Below are 18,176 nucleotides of genomic sequence, written 5' to 3'. Positions count from 1 at the left end.
TGCACCTTCGGCCCGGGGCGTTCAGGACAGTTCCACCGTCGCCTTTCGGGCGTTTGACCTCAGTTCCAGCCGAAGGCGCGTCCTTTGGATATCTATCTGCCGATCGCCGAGGTTTCGGTGAACTGGCCGCTCCTGGTTCTGCTGGGGGCGACGGTCGGATTCGTGTCCGGGCTGTTTGGCATCGGCGGCGGCTTCCTCATGGCCCCGATCCTGATCTTCCTGGGCATCCCGCCGTCGGTCGCGGTCGCCAGCCAGGCCAGCCACGTCGTCGCCTCCTCGACCTCCGGCGTCATCAACTACACCTCGCGCAAGCTGGTCGATTACAAGATCGGCGCGATCATGGCCCTGGGCGGGGTCGTCGGGGCGCTGCTGGGCGTCGAGCTTTTCCGTTACCTGCGCCTGCTGGGCCAGGCCGATCTGGCGGTCGCCCTGTCATACCTGCTGTTCCTCGGCGCCATCGGCGCCCTGATGCTCTACGAGAGCCTCGGCCAGATCCTGCGCCGGGTGCGGGGCGAGGTCGCGCCGCACAAGGAGCGGCGCCGGCCGCTGTGGCTGTACGGCCTGCCCCTGCGCATGCGCTTCCCTCGCTCGGGCCTCTACATCAGCGTCATTCCGCCGATCGGCCTGGGCGTCTTCGTCGGCATGATGTCGGCCATCATGGGCGTCGGCGGCGGCTTCATCCTGGTCCCCGCCATGCTCTACGTCCTGCGCATGCGGGCCCAGGTCGTGGTCGGCACCAGCCTGTTCCAGATCATCATCACCACGGCCATGACCACCATCCTGCAGTCGGGCCGCAACCAGACGGTGGACATCGTCCTGTCGACCATCCTCCTGCTCGGCGGGGTCGTCGGGGCCCAGTACGGCGCCCGTCTGTCCGGCCGGTTCCGCGCCGAGGAGCTGCGCGCCCTGCTGGCCATCATCGTCCTGCTGGTCGGCATCTACATGGGGCTGGAGCTGTTCGTTCGGCCCAGCGACCTGTTCAGCTTCGCCCCGGGGATCGCGGAATGATGCAGGCCCTGCCGCCTCCGCCGCCCGCCATCGAGGCCCCCGCGCCCGAGCGCTCGGTCGCGACGACGGATCAGGTCCGTGTCGCCGCCGCCATGACCGACGCCCGGGTCATGGTCGACTCCAGCTTCCGCGGCGCCTCCATTGTCCTGTATGGCGCGGTCTTCAATCCGACCGCCAGGCCCGCCGACGTGGTGGTCGTGGTGCGCGGTCCGGACGGACCGGTCCGTCTGGTCAAGAAGACCCGCAACATGGGCGTCTGGCTGAACAGCCGTCCCGTCCTGTTCGAGGGCGCGCCCGGTTTCTACATGACCGCCTCGACCCGCCCGCTCGGCGACATCGCCGACTTCGGCCAGTTGCGCCGGCTGGGCGTCGGCGTCGATCACCTGCGCATCGCCGCCCCGGAGGAGAGCCGAACCGTCACCCGTTACGGCGTGCGCGACGTGGTCGTCAGCCGGCTGGGCGAGGACTATCTCGACTACCGCCGCGCGGTGATCCGCCTGCGCGAGGCGGCGGCGCTGTACAACAGCGACCCCAAGGGGGTCCAGTTCGTCGACAAGGGCCTGTTCCGCGCCGAGGTCGACCTGCCCGCCGTCGCCCCCACCGGCCAGTATTTCGCCGAGGTCTGGCTGTTCCAGGACGGCGAACCGGTCTCGGTCTCGAACCTGACCCTGACGGTCGAGAAGGTCGGCATCGAGCGCGACATCTTCGAGTTCGCCCATCGCCGCCCCTGGACCTACGGCGTCCTCTGCGTCCTGCTGGCCATGTTCACCGGCTGGGCGGCGAGCCGCGTGTTCAGGAGGCAGTGATGGCGGACCTCGGCGACTTCATCCGTCTGTGGACTCATCCCGACTATCCGCCGACGCGGGTCGAGGATGCGGATCTGCGACGCGCCGAGCAACGGTTCGATATCGCTTTCCCCGCCGACTATCTGGAAGCCGTTCTGACCCACGGCGCACCGTCGCCGACCCTGGCCCTGCTCAACAGCATCGTCGAGAACGGCATCGATCTCGCGGACATCTCCGAGTTCTTCACCCCTGATGAAATCATCTCCGCCACTGAGGACTGGCGCACGATGAGACTGCCGGAGACCCTTGTCGCCTTCGCGGGAGATTCCGCGGGCAATCTGTTCGCCTTCGATCAGGGCGGAACGCCGGGGATCTGGTTGTTCGACCATGAAACTGGAGACGTCCGGCAGGTCGGAGCCTCCTTCAGCGACTGGCTGGGGCAATACTGCGCGCTTCCTCCCGCCGGGATCGACTGATCAGCTCGCGACGCTCAGGGGGGAGGGCTCGCAAAACCCCACACGCCGTTGGAGAGCTCGCCGGCCGCGAACCTGACCGGAGCCGCCGTCTCGCCGATCTCGTAGACCTGAAGTCCGTGGCGACCGCCGGGATAGATGGGATCGTCGATCCAGACGGTGTCATGAATGACGGTCCGCCATTCATGCCGCCAGACCGCCAGGCCGCCGACGATCGTGTCATCGCCTTCAAGGCAGCCGAAACGGGCGATCCGCCATCCATCCATGCTTCAGCTTGCCGCGAACTCGCTCAGCGCGTCCAGCACGGCGCGGTTCTGGTCTTCGGTGCCGACCGTGATGCGCAGGCAGTCGGTCAGGCCATAGCCGCCGACCGGGCGGACGATGATGCCCTTGCTGTTCAGATAGTCATTGGCGGCCGCGGCGGAGCGCGCCGGATCCGGGAAGCGGACCAGCACGAAATTACCGACGGAGGGGAAGACGTCGAAGCCGAAGCCCTTGATCGCCTGCGTCAGGCGCGGACGCCAGGTCTCGACCAGCTCGCGCGAGGCCTTCTGGTGGGCCTCGTCGCCCAGGGCCGCGACGGCGGCCTCGATCCCCGGGATCGAGACGTTGAACGGCAGGCGGATGCGATCGACGGCTTCGGCCACCTTCAACGGCGCATAGCCGAAGCCGATGCGCAGGCCGCCCAGGCCGTGGATCTTGGAGAAGGTGCGGGTGACCACGATGTTCTCGGCGTCGCGGGCCAGCGGGAAGCTGGTCTCCCAGTCGGGCGCGCTGACGAACTCGGCGTAGGCCTCGTCGATGACCAGCAGGACGTGCGGCGGCAGCGCGGCGTGGAGACGGCGGGTCTCCTCGGCGGTGTTGTAGCTGCCGGTCGGGTTCGACGGGCTGGAGATGTAGACGATCTTCGTGCGCTCATCGACCTGCTCGAGGATGGCCTCGACCTCGGCCTTGAAGCCCGGCTCGGGGGCCAGCTTGACCGACGCCTGGTTGGCCAGCGCGGAGATGCGGTAGGCGAGGAAGCCGTACTGGCCGGTGACGATGTTGTCGCCGGCGGTCAGATAGGTCTGGTTCAGCAGGGCGAAGACCTCGTCCGAGCCGTTGCCGAAGATCAGGCGATCGCCTTCCAGCCCGTGATGGGCGGCCACCGCGTCGCGCAGCTTGCCGGCCCGGCCATCCGGATAGATGTGAATATTGGCGACCGCCGCGTGATAGGCCTCGCGCGCCTTCTCGCCCGCGCCCAGCGCGTTCTCGTTGGACGACAGCTTCATCGGCTCGGCCACGCCCTCGATCTTCGACTTGCCGCCGACATAGGGGGCGATGTCGAGGATGCCGGGCTTGGGCTGGATGGCGTCGGTCATGCGAGCTCTCAGAACAGGGGGGCGGCGCCGATGACGCCGGACAGGGTTCCGGGCGCGCCGTTCAGCCGCCCGTCCTCCGCCTGCACATAGCCCGCCAGCACGAACAGCTTCAAGCCGCCCGCCTCGATCAACGGCGTGGCGGCCAGTCCGGCGGCGCCGAGGGCCTCGACGATCCGCCCGTTGGGCAGGGCGCTGTCGGTGGCCCAGAAGGTGCGGTCGTCGCCGGTCGGGCCGGGCTGGGTCTGCTGCACCAGCAGGGAACGGGGCAGGCCGGCGCCGTGATCAGGCAGGGCGGCGACGATGCGAAGGGACGGCTCGGCCAGCAGTCGCCCGAACCAGGCGTTCGAAGGCGTCAGGTCCATCAACGCTCGCGCGCCGTCGCGCACCGCCTTCAGCGCCGCCTCGGGCTTGGCCGCCATCCGCGCCGACAGGCCGTAACGGTCGGCCGCCAGCACCTGCGAGGCCGGGCCCCAGACGACCAGGGGGGCGCCGGTGGCGGCGTCCAGCCGGCCCAGGACGGAGCGGGCGGCGGCGATCTCGGGGGCCTTCAGTCCCTTGAGCGCCTCCCGGATGGCGATGGCGTCGGCGTCCACGGTGGGGCGTTGGCCGGCGGCCAGCCGCGCCCGCACGGCCTGGGCGAGCGCCCGATCCAGCGCCAGCCGCGCCGCATCCTCCGGCGGTTCGACCAGCATCAGAACAGCCGCGGCGCCGGGGCCAGGGCGAACGGCCCCAGCCAGGTGCGGCCGTCGCGGAACGACAGGGTCAGGTCCACGGGCCGGTCGCCGCTGACGGCGGTCGCCGCAGCCGCGCCTACGGCGCCGGCGCGATTGACCGCGCCCGACTGAGCTGAGGCCATGCCCGACATCACCGGGCCCGGCCGCTCGGCGGTCAGGGCGATCTGGCCGGTCAGCAGCCCGTTCGGGTCCGCCGACAGCGCGTCGCTGGACAGCCGCGCCCGGCTTTCGCCCGCCGTCAGCTCGCCGCGCACGGCGGTGAACCGCCCGCCCGCCCGGGTCCAGTTGGAGAAGATCCCTGCCGCGTTCGGCCCCTTCAGGCGGCTGGCCTGCTGCACGGTGCCCTCCAGCGCCAGCGTCAGTCGGCCCTCGCGGGTGGCGCCCTCGACCGGCCCGCCGCGGCGGCCGCGCGCGTCGACCAGGTTGAACAGCACGTCCATCTCGTCGGTGACCGCCTTGCCGTCGGTCAGGTGCGGCCGGGTCTCCAGCTGGATGTGCTCGGCCGAGGCGATGGGGAAGGGGTCGGCGCCGGGATGGGCGGTGAAGACCGCGCGCACCAGCTCGACCCGCAGGTCGGGGAAGCGGTCGCGCAGGTGGCTGACGCTCATGCGCAGGGCGTCGCCGCGCACTCCGACCTTGCCCTTGCCGGCGCGGGTCAGGGTCAGGCCGTCAGGCGCGATGATGACCCAGCGGTCCGGGTTCCAGGCGTTGGCTTCGGCCACGATCTCGGGCGCCGCGACGCCGTGACCCGAGGGAGCCAGGATGTCGGCATGGGGGATTTCCACCCGCGCCCGGAACGGCCAGCCGGTGGTCGTCACCTCGGCGTGCTTGATGGTCCAGCCGTTCTGCTGCAGGGCCGCGACCTGGCCCTCCAGCCGGGTCTCAATCTGCTGCACCAGATAGAACCACCAGCCGGTCCACACCGCCAGGATCACCCCGGCGATCAGGAGGGGGCCGATGACGCCGCGGCGGGGGTGGCGGTAGGGTTGGTCGCTGGCGGCGGTCATTCAGGATCCGAAAAACACAGTGCGAAGAGTGCGAATAGTACGGAACGTGCGAAGCCGCTCCCGGCGCCCATACGATGAAAAAGCGGGTGCGAAGAGTCCAATTCGCAGGTCGGGTCGCGCCGGCCTCGTCCGGCATGTGGACGGCGCCGGCGGCGGTTTCAAGACGACGGGTTGAGGAAGCCGCCGACCAGTTCGACCGCCTCGGCCAGACCCATCCGCATGACCTCCGTGCCCGGCGGCAGGCTGGCGAACAGGCGGGTGGGGCAGGCGGCGTCCAGCATGACGAAGACGCCCTTGTCGTCGGCCCGGCGGATCAACCGGCCGAAGGCCTGGGCCATGCGGGCGCGGGCCAGGGCGTCGTCATAGGCGCGGCCCTGCGCGGAACTGCCGCCGAACCGTTCGCGCCGGGCCTTGTGCAGCAGGTCGGGGCGCGGCCAGGGCACGCGGTCGAAGGCGAGGATGCGCAGGGATCGCCCGGGCACGTCCACACCATCGCGCACCGCGTCGGTGCCCAGCAGGCAGCTGTCCTGCTCGGCCCGGAAGACGTCCACCAGCGCGCCGACCTCCAGCGGATCGACGTGCTGGGCGTAGAGGGGGATGCCCGCCTTGGCCAGGTCCGGCCCCAGCCGCTCATAGACCGCCTTCAGCCGCCGGATGGCGGTGAACAGGCCCACGCCCCCGCCGCCCGCCGCCAGGAAGAGCTCGCGCATCGCCGCCGCCGTCTGGCGCGTATCGTCCTTGATCAGATCATTGACCACGATGACCCGACTGTTCTCGGCGTAGTCGAAGGGGCTCTCGACCTTCAGGGTCCGCGCCGGCTCGATCAGCCGCGCCGCGCCGCTGCGCATCCGGGCCAGGTCAAAGGGATCCTCCGACATCGGATCGGACAGGGTGGCGCTGGTGATCAGCACCCCGTGCGAGGGCATGACCACGGCGGCCTCGAGCGGTACGGTCGGGTCGATCCAGTGGCGGCGCAGGGCCACGTCATGGATGCGGCCGAAGGCGGCCTCGGCGCTCAGCCAGTCGACGAAGTCCGGGTCCGCCTCGCCGGTGTCATTGTCCAGCGCCGCCAGCATGGAACGCCAGCCGGGCAGGGTCATCCGCGCCCGCCGGTCCAGCCCGCGCAGCGCCCCCTCGATCCGCGCCCGCGACGCGCCGTCCAGTTCCACCGCCTCGTCGTCGAGGATGTCCTCCAGATGCCGCGACAGGGCCAGCAGGGGCGCCTCGACGGCGGCCAGGGTCCGCGCCGCCTCCCGCGCCGCCTCCAGCACTGGATCGGTCACCGGACGCAGCGAGCATTCCATGCCGAACTCGATCCCGCCCGGCCCGCCGCTCTCGCTCGTCCGTGCACGGAGCTGTTCCAGGGCGGCGACGAGGAAGCGCTCGATCGGCCCGATCGGATTGACCTCGCCCGAGGCCGGGGCGATCCGGCCCGAGGCGCCTTCGCCCGGCAGCTGGGCCGCCGCGTGGATGGCGTCCTGCAGGGCCTTGGTCGCCGCCGCGTTGTCGCCGCACAGGTCGCCCAGCCGCTGTTCCAGCCCGCGTCCGCGCCGCCCGCGCCCTTCCGGCCCCCGGATCCAGCGGCGCAGCTCGGACGCCTCCTGACCAGACAGGCAGGCGGAGAAGGCGCTGTCGGCGGCGTCGAACAGATGGTGGCCCTCGTCGAAGACGATCCGCTTCAGCGCCGCCGTCTCGCCGTCCTGCTTCAAGCCGCGCGCCGATCGTGCCCCGTCGAAGGCGGCCTGGGTCATGACCAGGGCATGGTTGGCCACGACCAGATCGGCCCGGCGGCTGGCCCGAATGGTCTTCTCGACGAAACAGGTGCGGTAGTGGGGACAGGCCGCGTGCACGCACTCGCCGCGCCGGTCCACAAGATTGGCCGCGCTGGCCTGTTGGCTGACCGGAGTGACGAACAGGCCGGGCAGCCAGCCGGGATAGTCGCCGCCGGTCATGTCGCCGTCGCGCGAATGCAGGGCCCAGCGGCCCGCCAGCGCCATGCCGATCAGGTCGCCGTTCCCCAGCTGCGCCGCCTGCACCATGTCCTGCAGGTTCAGCAGGCACAGGTAGTTTTCGCGCCCCTTGCGGACGACGGCCTTCTTCTTGCGCTCCGCCGGGTCGGGCCACAGGGCCGCGCTCTCTCGGTCGATCTGGCGTTGCAGGGCGCGGGTGTAGGTCGAGACCCAGGCCGCCCCCTGATTGCGCTCGGCCCACAGGCTGGCGGGCGCCAGATAGCCCAGGGTCTTGCCCGTCCCGGTCCCCGCCTCGGCCAGCAGCACGCGCGGCCGGCCCTCCTCGTTGCGCGGCGAGAAGGCGTAAGCGGCCTCGGCGGCGTAGTCGGACTGGGTCGGCCGCGTCTCGTCCAGCCCCGAGGCCTGCAGCAGCTTCTCCAGCCGGATGCGCGCGCTCTCGGAATCAACGGGGGCCGAGCCGGCCTCGCCGCGCGGCGCCTCGTCCTCCCACTCCGCCAGCCGGGACCAGACGTCGAGGCCGCTGCCGCGATACTGGCGCGCCCGCAGCGGCTGGTGCTGCAGGGCCCCGGCCACCCGCCACGACCAGCTCCAGCCCGCACGGGCCAGGGTCTCGTTCAGGGTGAAGGCGTCCTCGCGGTGCGGATAGGCCGGATCGGCCAGCTCCTTCAGCAGGCCCAGCGCCGCCTCGCGCAGAGCCACGGCCTGGGCCTCCGCCCCCTTGGGCTCGCTCTGTCCCATGGCCAGGGCCAGTCCGCTCGGCGACGGGGCGCAGAACCGCGCCGGCCGCACGAAGGCGAACAGCTCCAGCACGTCCAGCAGGTCCTCCGACCGCGACGGCGGCGCAAGGCCCAGCCGCCGCGCCGTCAGGCTGGCGTGGGCCACCATCACAGGGCCGGTGGTGAAGACGCCCTCGGCGGCGCCGCGCCCGATCTTGCGCGCGCCCTCGTCGTCGCACACCGCCCCCGCCCCCGGCGGCACGGCCAGGGCGGCGGGCAGGGCCAGCCACGGCTCGTCGCCGGTCAGGGCGCTGGAGGAGGTGAGGGAGTCGGTGGACACGGTCCCTAGATAGTCGACAAGCAGGTGAAACGGAACGGGAACATGCTATATCCCCTCCGTGACGTCCGCCGCCGTTCCCGCAACGCTTCCGCCGCTCTTCGCCGACTGGTTCGCGTCGCGCGGCTGGTCGCCGCGTCGGCATCAGCTGGAGATGATAGCGGCGGCTCAAGGCGGGTCGCACGCCCTGCTGGTCGCCCCGACCGGCGGCGGCAAGACGCTGGCGGGCTTCCTGCCCTCCCTGATCGACCTGGCCGAGCGCGGGCCCAGGCCGGCGACCGGGCCGGGCAGCGGGGTGCACACCCTCTATCTCTCGCCGCTCAAGGCCCTGACCACCGACGTCGAGCGCAACCTGATGACGCCTATCCGCGAGATCGGGCTGAACATCCACGTCGAGAGCCGCACCGGCGACACCAAGCAGAGCAAGCGCCAGCGCCAGCGGGACTTCCCGCCCGACATCCTGCTGACCACCCCGGAACAGCTGGCCCTGTTCTGCGCCTGGGACGGCGCGCGGTCCTACTTCGCCGACCTGAAATGCGTGGTGCTGGACGAGGTGCACGCGATCTGGAGCGGCAAGCGCGGGGACCTGCTGTCGCTGGGGCTGGGGCGGCTGCAGAAGTTCGCGCCGGAGATGCGGCGAGTGGCGCTGTCGGCGACGGTGGACGATCCGGAGATGATCGCGGGCTGGCTGAAGCCGTCCTCCGAAGCCCCGGTGACGATCGTGAAGGGCGACCCCGGCGCGCCGCCGGTCATCGACGTGCTGATCTCCGAGGGCCATGTGCCGTGGGCCGGGCACACCGGGGTCCATGCGATGCCCGAGGTCTATGACGCCCTGCGCCGGGCGGGGATGACCCTGATCTTCGTCAACACCCGCTGGCAGGCCGAGTTCGTCTTCCAGCAGTTGTGGGCCATCAACGAGGACAGCCTGCCCATCGCCCTGCACCACGGCTCGCTGGCCGCCGAGCAGAGGCGCAAGGTCGAGGCGGCCATGGCGCGGGGCGACCTGCGCGCCGTGGTCTGCACCTCGACGCTGGATCTGGGCATCGACTGGGGCGACGTGGACCTGGTCATCCAGCTGGCCGCGCCCAAGGGGGCCAGCCGCCTGGTCCAGCGCATCGGCCGCGCCAATCACCGGCTGGACGAGCCCAGCCGCGCCCTGATGGTGCCCGCCAGCCGGTTCGAAATGCTGGAATGCCAGGCTGCGCGCGAGGCGGTGGCCGAGAACGCCTTCGACTGGGAGCCGGTGCATACCGGCACCCTCGACACCCTGGCCCAGCACATCATGGGCTGCGCCTGCTCCGAACCCTTCGTCATGGATGATCTGTATACGGAAGTTTCCGCCTGCGGCCCGTATCGCGGCCTGACCTGGGAGCAGTTCGAGGAGGTGGTCGATCTGGTCGCCACCGGCGGATACGCCCTGCGCACCTACGATCGGTTCGCCCGCATCGTGCGCACCCAGGATGGGAAGTGGACGGTGCGCAACGCCACGCTGGCCCAGAACCACCGCATGAATGTCGGGGCCATCGTCTCGGCCGCCAATCTGAACATCCGGGTCGCCAACCGGCGCGGCCGGCAGCTGATGGGCGGCCGCAAGATCGGCGAGGCCGAGGAGTGGTATTTCGAGCAGATGTCGCTCGGCGACACCTTCGTCTTCGCCGGTCAGGTCTGGGCGTTCCAGGGCATCGCCGGGACGGACGCCCTGGTCACCTCAGCCGTCGATAAGGACCCGAAGATCCCCTCGTACGGCGGCTCCAAATTCCCGCTGGGCACGTCGCTGGCCGAGCGGGTGCGCGACATGGTGCAGGACCGCGATCACTGGCGCGTCCTGCCGCCGGACGTGCAGGAGTGGCTGGAGCTGCAGGCGGTCCATTCGCGCATCCCCAAGGCGGGCGAGCTGCTGATCGAGACCTTCCCGCGCGGCAATCGCCACTTCATGATCGCCTATCCGTTCGAGGGACGGCTGGCGCACACGACCCTGGCCATGCTGCTGACCAAGCGGCTGGACCGGCTGGATGTGGGGCCGCTGGGCTTCGTGGTCACTGACTATTCGCTGGCCATCTGGTCGATCCGGCCGATGGACACGCTTGATTTCGACGCCCTGTTCGAGCCCGACATGCTGGGCGACGATCTGGAGGCCTGGCTGGAGGAAAGCTTCATGATGAAGCGCAGCTTCCGCAACTGCGCCCTCATCTCGGGCCTGATCGAGCGGCGCCAGCCGGGGGCCGAGAAGACCGGTCGTCAGGTGACCTTCTCGACCGACCTGATCTACGACGTGCTGCGCCGCCACCAGCCGGACCATCTGCTGCTGCGCACCGCCCGGGCCGACGCCGCCTCCGGCCTGCTGGATGTGGCCCGACTGGGTCAGCTCCTGAGCCGCATCCACGGCCGCATCGCGCACCAGCGGCTGGATCGCCCCTCGCCCTTCTGCATCCCCGTGCTGGTCCAGATCGGGCGCGAGCGGGTCGGCGGCGGCGCGGCGGAGATCATCCTGTCCGAACGCGGACTCGATTTCGCCGAGGAGACCCTGATCGCCGAGGTCATGGCCCCCGCGCCGGAGACGGTCGCGTGAACGCCGCCCTGCGCGAAACCCTGTCGCCCTTCCGCCACTCCTGCGGCGGGCTGAAGGTGCGCATCGCCGGCGAGGCCTGCCTGCTGCGCTGCTCGGGCGCGCTGTGGGTGGTCGAGCACCGCACCCTGATCGCCTCGGACCTGCACCTGGAGAAGGGCTCGGCCTTCGCCGTGCGCGGGCAGATGCTGCCGCCCTATGACAGCCCCGCCACCCTGGCCAAGCTGGAGGCCGAGATCGAGGCGCTAGATCCGGCCCGCGTCGTCCTGCTGGGCGACAGCTTCCACGACGCCAAGGCGGTGGATCGTCTGTCTACGGATGATCGTGAACGGCTGGTCCGGCTGGCGGTCGGGCGCGACTGGGTCTGGCTGGAGGGGAACCACGATCTGGTGGCGCTGGCGGGCGCGCTGGACGCCCTGCCGGGCCGGATCGTGACGACGATGGACCTCGGTGCTCTCCGCCTGATCCACGAGCCCCAGCCCGGCGAACAACCGGGCGAGATCGCCGGCCACCTTCATCCCGCTGCCCGCGTCGCCGCCTATGGGCGCGGTGTTCGCCGCCCCTGCTTCGTCACCGACGGACAGCGGCTCGTCATGCCCGCCTTCGGCGCCTTCACCGGCGGGCTGGATGCCAGGGACGTGGCGGTGGCGGGCCTGTTCGCCGATCCGCCGATGGTCGCGGCGCTGGGCCGGGACAGGGTGCATGCGCTGGCGTGGGAGAGCCTGCGCTAGATGAGGTGCTGTCGTTCCTACAGCGACGCATCCATCTCGATGATCAGGTTGAACAGGTCACCCGGCCAGAGGTCCGAGTGAAGTATGGATCTGCCGTTGGAGGCGGGGGTGTAGATCAACTGTTTCCAGGCCACGGGCGCCGCGCTTGTGTTGGTGAAGTTGATCCGCCCTCCGTGCGACATCGCATTTCGGACGACCCGCGCAAAATTCCATACGGGGGGCCAGCCGCTCAAGTTCTTTCCGTACCGAGCCTCGATCTGTGGTCGCTGCCGCTCAAAATAGTTGGTGGCCAGGGCCTGACCAAAATTATGAAGCAGCCCGTCGAGCGCGCCGAGATTCATCGCCGCGGAGGATGGCGGTTGAGGTGTTTCGACCTTTTCCAGGGCGATTGCGGTCGGCGAAATATTCTTCATCAGAACGCTGATGGTGGGCTCAGGGCGCCATACCCACTGCTCGCCCGATTGCTTGCAATCAATCAGCACCGTGTCTTCGGGTGGGTAGGGAAGTGCTTGTCCGCTGTTCGCGGCTTCAGCCGCCTGGGCGAAACCATAGAGGCCGACGAGATACGACTGGAAGTCAGAGAAGTACCGCTCGCTGTCGGCAATCCGATCTGTGGTGGCGGGGGAAGGCAGCGGGGCGCCGTTTCCGTTCTCGCCCAGTCGCAATCTAACGATCGCCATCGATTCGCTGCTCCAGCATCGCCGTCGACGCCGTCTCGATCTGTTCCTCCAACTGCGCCATGAACTCGGCCCGCTTCAGGCCGGCGGGGATGACGGGCAGGAACTCGTAGATCACCACGCCCGGATGGCGGCGGAAGCCGTGGGCGGGCCAGTGGACGCCGGAGTTGGTGGCGATGGGCGTGCAGGGCGCGTCCAGGTCGCGGTACAGGGCTGCGATGCCCGGCTTGTAGTCGGGGGCGGCGCCGACCTCGGCGCGGGTGCCCTCCGGGAAGATCAGGATCTGACGGCCCTCGGCGAAGCGGGCGCGCGCCTGTTTCACCATGTCCTTCAGCGCCTTGGCGTGGGCCGAGCGGTCGACGGCGATCATCTTCGTCTTCCAGGCGAACCAGCCGAAGAAGGGCAGGGGCATCAGCTCCTTCTTCATGATGAAGCAGTTGTCAGGCAGGACCGCGAAGGGCGCGATGACGTCCAGCATGCTCTGGTGCTTGCCGGCCAGCAGGGCGGCGCCGACCGGACGGTGCTCCAGCCCGCGGAACTCCACCTTCACCCCGGCGATCCAGCGCAGGCCGAACAGGACGAATTTCGACCACCCCCGGATCACCCACATGGCCGGGCGATAGGTCAGCAGCAGGATCGGCGACAGGCCGACGGCGAACAGGGCCATCGACAGATAAAGCCAGACGACGAAGACGAGCGAACGCAGGGTGGTCACGGTCAGGCGGCCTTTTCTTGCGGCGCGGCCTGGGTCGGCGTGTCGGTGGCCGGGCGGCCTTCGCCGGTGACCTTGCCCACGGCGACGCGGCCCAGGGCGGCGAGGTACTTCATGTATTCCAGCGTCATGCGCCGGGCGGTCACGGCCGCCCGCCACCAGCGCGAGTTGTCCAGCGACGGCGTCTCGACGGCGTAGGCGGTCAGCTGGACCCCCGGGGCGGCGGCGCGGATCTCGGTCAGGGCGCGGGCCATGTGATAGTCCGAGGTCACCACGATCAGGCTGTCATAGCCCTTGGCGTCGGCCCAGGCGGCGATCTCCTGGGCGTTGCCGACGGTGTCCTCGGCCTCGAAGCCCAGGTCGACGCAGCAGTTGAACAGGCGGTTCGAGCCCGGGGTCAGGGCGCGCAGCTCCTGGCGGCGGACCTCGCGGTTGACGCCCGAGATCAGCACCCGGCGGCCCTTGTCCTGCTCCAGCAGACGGATGGCGGCGTTGACCCGTTCGGCCGACGGGCCGGTCAGGGCCACGATGGCGTCGGCGCGCTGGGGCTCGGGCGCGGGCGTGTAACCGCGCACGCGTTCGGCGAACACGAACAGGCCGATCAGCCAGATCAGCACCAGAATGGCGATGAAAGTCAGAAACTTCATGCCCTTAGCCTACTCGCGGAGCCGCAGTCGCGCCAGCGCGGTGAAGCGCGCCGCGACAAGCGCCACCGTAGCCGCCAACAGGGGGCATGGCGAGAGGATCAGCACGTCGGTCCATGCGATCGGCAGGGCGGGCGACAGGCCTTCGCTGCCGCCCAGCAGCCGCAGGGCGGCCGCCGCTCCCATGGCCGCCAGCGCCCCCGCCGCGCCCGCGCCCGCCGCCAGCAGGCCATAGCGGCGCTGGTACAGGCCCGCGATCCGGCTGTCGGAGGCCCCGTTCAGGCTCAGGGTCTCGATCACCGCCGCCTGGGCCGCCATCCCGGCCCGGGTGGCATAGGCCACCGCCGCGCCCGCCGCGCCCGCCGTCAGCAGGAAGGCCAGGGCCGCCAGCACGGTGATCAGCCCCGCCGACCGCTCGGCCTCGCCGCGCCACAGGCTATGATCGTCGACCGTGGCGTCCACCCCCGCCTGCGCCAGGGCGCGGCTCAGGCTGACGGCGCTGGCCGGGGCGTCGCGGTCCAGCCGCACGGTGACCAGATAGGGCAGGGGCAGGTCCGGCAGGACGGCGTCGCCGATCCAGGGCCGCAGCAGGGCTTCGGCCGTCTTGCGATCCATGGCCTCGGCCTCCTCGACCCCCGTGACCCCGGCCAGGGTCTCGGCGGCGTGGGCGGCGGCGGCGTCGCCGGTCTCGCCCACGCGGGGCCGCACCTGCACCGTCGCCTCGGCGCGCAGCGCCCGGGCCCAGCCGTGGGCCGCCCGATCCGCGGCCAGCGCCCCCACGGCGGACAGGCAGGCCAGGAAGCACAGCACGGCGATCACCGCGGCCAGCCAGGGCTCGCCGCCCGTGTCGCGGGGCAGGATGGGGGCGCGTCGGGGGAACCAGCGGTCGATCATGCGGCGCCCCCCGTCAGCCGACCGCCGTCCAGCGTCAGCACCGTCGCCCCGGACCGCGCGGCCAGCTCGGCGTCATGGCTGGCGATCAGCACGGTGGTCCCCAACCGGTTCATCGACTGAAACAGCTTGAGCAGCCGTCCGGCCATGACGGCGTCGACATTGCCGGTCGGCTCGTCGGCCACGATCAGTTCCGGCCCCGTCACCACGGCGCGGGCGATGGCCAGCCGCTGCTTCTCCCCGCCCGATAGGGCCGGGGGGCGGGCGTCCAGCTTCTCGCCCAGTCCGACCCACTCCAGCATTTCGTGCACGTCGTCGGCGTAGTCGGCGGTCTTCACCCCGGCCAGCCGCAGCGGCAGGGCCACATTCTCCCAGGCGCTGAGATGATCCAACAGGCGGAAATCCTGGAAGATCACCCCCATCCGGCGACGGAAGGCGGGCAGGTCCGCGCGCCGCGCCGTCCCCGCTTCCTCGCCGAACAGCGCCAGCGACCCGGACTGTGGCTGTTCTGCCAGTGTCAGCAGCTTCAACAGCGTCGTCTTTCCCGCGCCCGACGGCCCGGTAAGGAAGTGGAAAGAGCCGGCAGGCAAAGTCAGGTTAACGTCTCGCAGCACGCCGGGCGTCTCCACGTAGCCGAAACCCACCCCGCGCAGGCGGACGGTGGCGGGCGACGAGGCGGCATCGGCGGCGCGACGGGGCTGGACGGACATCAAATTCTGGATCGGGACGCGGCTGGGCCGCGACGGGAGGGGGCGAAGAGCCTCGCAGTCGGCGCACATGATACTGACCTGCCCGTCCTGCGCCACCAGCTATTTCACCCCGGACGATGCGATCGGGGCGAACGGCCGCACCGTGCGCTGCAAGACCTGCAAACATACCTGGCGCGCCACCCTGGACGAGCCGCTGGAACTGTCCGCGACCATGCCGGAAGAGCCGTCCAGCTTCGGCCGTCACGAGGACCCCACCGCCGAATCACTGGCCGAGACCCCGGCCCCCGAACTGCCCAAGGCGTTCCGCGCCCGCGCCGAGCAGCAGCGCCGCCTGCGCCGCGCCGCCACCCATGGGGTGGTCTGGGCGGGGGTGGCCTCCGGCTTCGCCGCCCTGCTGGGCGCCGCCTGGCTGTTCAGGGTCGATGTGGTCGAGATGGCTCCGCGCACCGCGGCCGCCTACGCCGCCGTCGGCCTGACCGTGAACCCGACCGGGCTGGACTTCGAGGCCATCACCGCCCGGCCCCTGCCCAATGACCCCGGCAAGGTCCTGGTCTCCGGCGCCCTGCGCAACGTGCGCGACAACGAGCGGATCGCCCCGCCGGTTCGCGTCGCCCTGCTGGACGCCCACGGCGCCGAGATCGGCTACGCCATCGTCCGCATCGACGCGGCGCCGGTTCTGCCCGGCAAGGTCCAGGGCTTCGCCGCCGTCATCGCCGATCCGGGCGCGCGCGGTCAGGGCATCGACATCGATTTCGTGCTGGAGCCCGCCTCCAGGGCCGCCCCCGCCCATGTGGAGGCGACGCCCGCGCCCGCTCATCCGCCCGTCAATCCGCCGCTGCGCGCGCCCACCCCGGCCGCTCCCGCGTCGGCGCCAGGCCCGGCGGCGCACACCATTCCGGTGTCCGCCGAGGTCGGCCTGCGTCCCGCCCTGTCGCCCGGCGCGACGGTCCCGCTGGACATGCGTCCGGTCGACGCCGTGCCGCTGGCGATGGAAGACCTTGCGGCCCCTCTCGACTCGCACGCCCCGAGAGCGGTATCGGCGGGACATGGCTGACACCGCACCGACGACGCCCACCGTGCTGCTCCCCGAGGCGGAGGTGCAGCGCATCGTCGCCGACCTCGCCGCACAGATCGCCCCCGTCATCGATGACGAGACCGTCGCCGCCGTCCTGCTGACCGGCGGCCTGTGGTTCGCCGCCGATCTGACCCGCGCCCTGTCGCGCATCGGCCGCAACGTCCGCTTCGACGCCCTGTGGCTGGCCTCCTATGGCGACGAGCAGTCCAGCCGGGGCCGGATCGACGTCTACGCCGACTTCCAGCGCTCCATCGCGGGCCGCCGGGTCCTCATCGTCGACGACGTCTTCGACACCGGCCTGTCGCTGGCCGAGGCGGTGCGCATCGCCAAGGAGAAGGGCGCGTCGGAGGTCCTGACGGTCGTCTTCGCCAAGAAGCCCTGGCCCCTGCCGCGCGCGCCCGAGCCCGACTTCGTCGGCTGGGAGGCCCCGAACCGGTTCCTCGTCGGCTACGGCCTGGATCACGCGGGCGCCCTGCGCGGCCTGCCGGACGTCTGCGCGCTGGATTAGAGCCAGTCCGCCTTCGGTTCCCGCGCCCACATCTCGTCGTAGCGCGGACGCGGCCGGACCACCGCCCAGCGCTTTCCGTCGACCAGCACTTCCGCCACCAGCGGCCGCGAATTGTACTCGCTCGACAGCACCGCCCCGTAAGCGCCGGCGCTCAGGAAAGCGACGAGGTCTCCGGCCTGCAGCGGCGCGAGCATCCGGTCCCGGGCGAAGATGTCCGTCGACTCGCAGATCGGTCCCACGAGGTCATAAAGCCCCGCCTCGCCCTCGCGCGGCGTCACCGGGATCAGATCGTGGAAGGCGTCGTACAGAGCCGGGCGCATGAGATCGTTCATGCCCGCGTCCAGCACCAGGAACCGCCGGCCGTCGGCGCGCTGATTGACCTGGATCACCCGGCTGACCAGCACGCCGGCGTTGGCGGCCAGAAGGCGGCCCGGCTCGAAGGCCGCCTCGACCTCAAGCCCGTCCAGTACACGGGCGCACATGGCCGCATAGTCGGCGATGGACGGCAGGTCGGTCTGGCCGTGATAGGGCACGCCCAGCCCGCCGCCGAGGTCCAGCCGCGTGACCTGGCAGCCCTTGGCCCGCAGCGTCTCCACCACCCCGCGGATGGTGCGGAAGGCGGCCTCCATCGGGGCCAGGTCGGTGATCTGGCTGCCGATGTGGCAGGCCAGGCCGACCGGCGTCAGATGCGGGGATGCGGTGGCGCGGACATAGAGGTCGATGGCCTCCTCGACCGGCACGCCGAACTTGTCGGTCGCTCCGCCGGTGGTGATCTTGGCGTGCCCGCCTGCGCCGATGTTCGGGTTCACGCGCACGGCGATTGCGGGGGAGGCGCCCTTCGACGCCGCGACGGCGATCAGCCGGTCCAGCTCCGCGCCGCTCTCGACATTGATCTGGCGCACGCCGGTCTCGATGGCGAAGGCCAGCTCGGCGTCGGTCTTGCCTACGCCCGAAAAGATGATGCGGTCTGCCGGAACGCCCGCCGCCAGCGCGCGGCGGATCTCGCCCTCCGACACCGTGTCCGCGCCGCAGCCCAGCCTGGCCAGGGTCGCCAGCACCGACAGGTTGGAGTTGGCCTTCACCGCGAAGGCGATCAGGGCCTCGCCGAGCGCGCTCCGATGGGCGTCCACCGCCTGCCGCAGCAGGGTGTAGTGCCGGGTCAGGGTGGCGGTCGAATAGACATAGACCGGCGTGCCGACCGCCTCGGCGATCTCGGACAGGGGCACGCCCTCGGCGTGCAGCGCGCCGTCGATCAGGTCAAAATGGTTCAA

The 18,176-nt window shown here is 70.8% G+C and carries 18 protein-coding genes; 7 read left to right on the top strand and 11 right to left on the bottom strand.

Features of this window, described 5'->3' with window-relative positions; translation table 11 throughout:
- Positions 1-84 precede the first annotated feature (84 nt).
- From AC1RRF_RS16605 to AC1RRF_RS16595, 3 genes are read left to right on the top strand one after another with little or no spacing between them, the layout of a single operon-like run.
- Positions 85-1,008, top strand: coding sequence for a sulfite exporter TauE/SafE family protein (locus tag AC1RRF_RS16605; protein WP_492836543.1), 924 nt, complete (start codon positions 85-87; stop codon positions 1,006-1,008).
- Positions 1,005-1,814, top strand: coding sequence for a TIGR02186 family protein (locus AC1RRF_RS16600; RefSeq protein WP_492836541.1), 810 nt, complete (start codon positions 1,005-1,007; stop codon positions 1,812-1,814). Before AC1RRF_RS16605 ends, AC1RRF_RS16600 begins: the two co-directional genes overlap by 4 nt.
- Positions 1,814-2,269, top strand: coding sequence for an SMI1/KNR4 family protein (locus tag AC1RRF_RS16595; protein ID WP_492836539.1), 456 nt, complete (start codon positions 1,814-1,816; stop codon positions 2,267-2,269). Before AC1RRF_RS16600 ends, AC1RRF_RS16595 begins: the two co-directional genes overlap by 1 nt.
- Before the next feature lie 14 nt (positions 2,270-2,283).
- On the opposite strand, the gene AC1RRF_RS16590 is transcribed toward AC1RRF_RS16595, so the two are convergent.
- From AC1RRF_RS16590 to AC1RRF_RS16570, 5 genes are all read right to left on the bottom strand, one after another.
- Positions 2,284-2,532 carry a hypothetical protein gene (locus tag AC1RRF_RS16590; protein WP_492836537.1) on the bottom strand — a complete coding sequence of 83 codons (249 nt, stop codon included), beginning with the start codon at positions 2,530-2,532 and terminating at the stop codon, positions 2,284-2,286.
- Positions 2,533-2,535: 3 nt separating this feature from the next.
- Entirely contained in the window at positions 2,536-3,627 is a 1,092-nt protein-coding gene (gene hisC / locus AC1RRF_RS16585; RefSeq protein ID WP_492836535.1) for a histidinol-phosphate transaminase, read from the bottom strand.
- Between the two features lie 8 nt (positions 3,628-3,635).
- Positions 3,636-4,319, bottom strand: a complete 684-nt coding sequence (locus AC1RRF_RS16580) for a hypothetical protein (RefSeq protein WP_492836533.1) — start codon at positions 4,317-4,319, stop codon at positions 3,636-3,638.
- Complete coding sequence (locus AC1RRF_RS16575; protein WP_492836531.1) at positions 4,319-5,368, bottom strand: DUF2125 domain-containing protein; 1,050 nt, start codon at positions 5,366-5,368, stop codon at positions 4,319-4,321. The genes AC1RRF_RS16580 and AC1RRF_RS16575 overlap by 1 nt, the downstream gene beginning before the upstream one ends.
- Positions 5,369-5,526: 158 nt before the next feature.
- Positions 5,527-8,361: an ATP-dependent DNA helicase gene (locus AC1RRF_RS16570; RefSeq protein ID WP_492836651.1), complete on the bottom strand. Its 2,835-nt coding sequence runs from the start codon at positions 8,359-8,361 to the stop codon at positions 5,527-5,529.
- A gap of 91 nt (positions 8,362-8,452) precedes the next feature.
- Here AC1RRF_RS16570 and AC1RRF_RS16565 point away from each other — a divergent pair, with 91 nt between their 5' ends.
- Positions 8,453-10,960 carry a ligase-associated DNA damage response DEXH box helicase gene (locus AC1RRF_RS16565; protein WP_492836529.1) on the top strand — a complete coding sequence of 836 codons (2,508 nt, stop codon included), beginning with the start codon at positions 8,453-8,455 and terminating at the stop codon, positions 10,958-10,960.
- Positions 10,957-11,688 carry a ligase-associated DNA damage response endonuclease PdeM gene (pdeM, locus tag AC1RRF_RS16560; protein ID WP_492836527.1) on the top strand — a complete coding sequence of 244 codons (732 nt, stop codon included), beginning with the start codon at positions 10,957-10,959 and terminating at the stop codon, positions 11,686-11,688. The genes AC1RRF_RS16565 and pdeM overlap by 4 nt, the downstream gene beginning before the upstream one ends.
- A gap of 17 nt (positions 11,689-11,705) precedes the next feature.
- On the opposite strand, the gene AC1RRF_RS16555 is transcribed toward pdeM, so the two are convergent.
- From AC1RRF_RS16555 to AC1RRF_RS16535, 5 genes are read right to left on the bottom strand one after another with little or no spacing between them, the layout of a single operon-like run.
- Positions 11,706-12,368 carry a hypothetical protein gene (locus tag AC1RRF_RS16555; protein ID WP_492836525.1) on the bottom strand — a complete coding sequence of 221 codons (663 nt, stop codon included), beginning with the start codon at positions 12,366-12,368 and terminating at the stop codon, positions 11,706-11,708.
- The gene (locus AC1RRF_RS16550; RefSeq protein WP_492836523.1) at positions 12,355-13,080 is read right to left on the bottom strand and encodes a lysophospholipid acyltransferase family protein; all 726 of its coding nucleotides are present in this window, start codon (positions 13,078-13,080) and stop codon (positions 12,355-12,357) included. Before AC1RRF_RS16550 ends, AC1RRF_RS16555 begins: the two co-directional genes overlap by 14 nt.
- Positions 13,081-13,082: 2 nt before the next feature.
- Positions 13,083-13,724, bottom strand: coding sequence for a YdcF family protein (locus tag AC1RRF_RS16545; RefSeq protein ID WP_492836521.1), 642 nt, complete (start codon positions 13,722-13,724; stop codon positions 13,083-13,085).
- A 9-nt stretch (positions 13,725-13,733) separates the two neighbouring features.
- Positions 13,734-14,615: a cell division protein FtsX gene (locus AC1RRF_RS16540; protein ID WP_492836519.1), complete on the bottom strand. Its 882-nt coding sequence runs from the start codon at positions 14,613-14,615 to the stop codon at positions 13,734-13,736.
- Positions 14,612-15,322, bottom strand: coding sequence for a cell division ATP-binding protein FtsE (locus AC1RRF_RS16535; RefSeq protein ID WP_492836517.1), 711 nt, complete (start codon positions 15,320-15,322; stop codon positions 14,612-14,614). Before AC1RRF_RS16535 ends, AC1RRF_RS16540 begins: the two co-directional genes overlap by 4 nt.
- Before the next feature lie 67 nt (positions 15,323-15,389).
- Between AC1RRF_RS16535 and AC1RRF_RS16530 the strand changes: the two genes are divergently transcribed.
- Together AC1RRF_RS16530 and AC1RRF_RS16525 are read left to right on the top strand one after the other, a co-directional pair.
- Entirely contained in the window at positions 15,390-16,376 is a 987-nt protein-coding gene (locus AC1RRF_RS16530; RefSeq protein WP_492836515.1) for an MJ0042-type zinc finger domain-containing protein, read from the top strand.
- Positions 16,369-16,905 carry a phosphoribosyltransferase gene (locus tag AC1RRF_RS16525; RefSeq protein WP_492836513.1) on the top strand — a complete coding sequence of 179 codons (537 nt, stop codon included), beginning with the start codon at positions 16,369-16,371 and terminating at the stop codon, positions 16,903-16,905. The genes AC1RRF_RS16530 and AC1RRF_RS16525 overlap by 8 nt, the downstream gene beginning before the upstream one ends.
- Here AC1RRF_RS16525 and lysA read toward each other — a convergent pair.
- On the bottom strand, positions 16,902-18,176 hold the full coding sequence (gene lysA, locus AC1RRF_RS16520; protein ID WP_492836511.1) for a diaminopimelate decarboxylase: 1,275 nt from the start codon (positions 18,174-18,176) through the stop codon (positions 16,902-16,904). The two genes, AC1RRF_RS16525 and lysA, sit on opposite strands and share 4 nt — an antisense overlap.

The organism is Brevundimonas sp. GW821-FHT12C05, from assembly GCF_058807475.1.
Note: the sequence above shows the minus strand (reverse complement) of the source record. Positions and strands in the feature narration are given on the sequence as shown.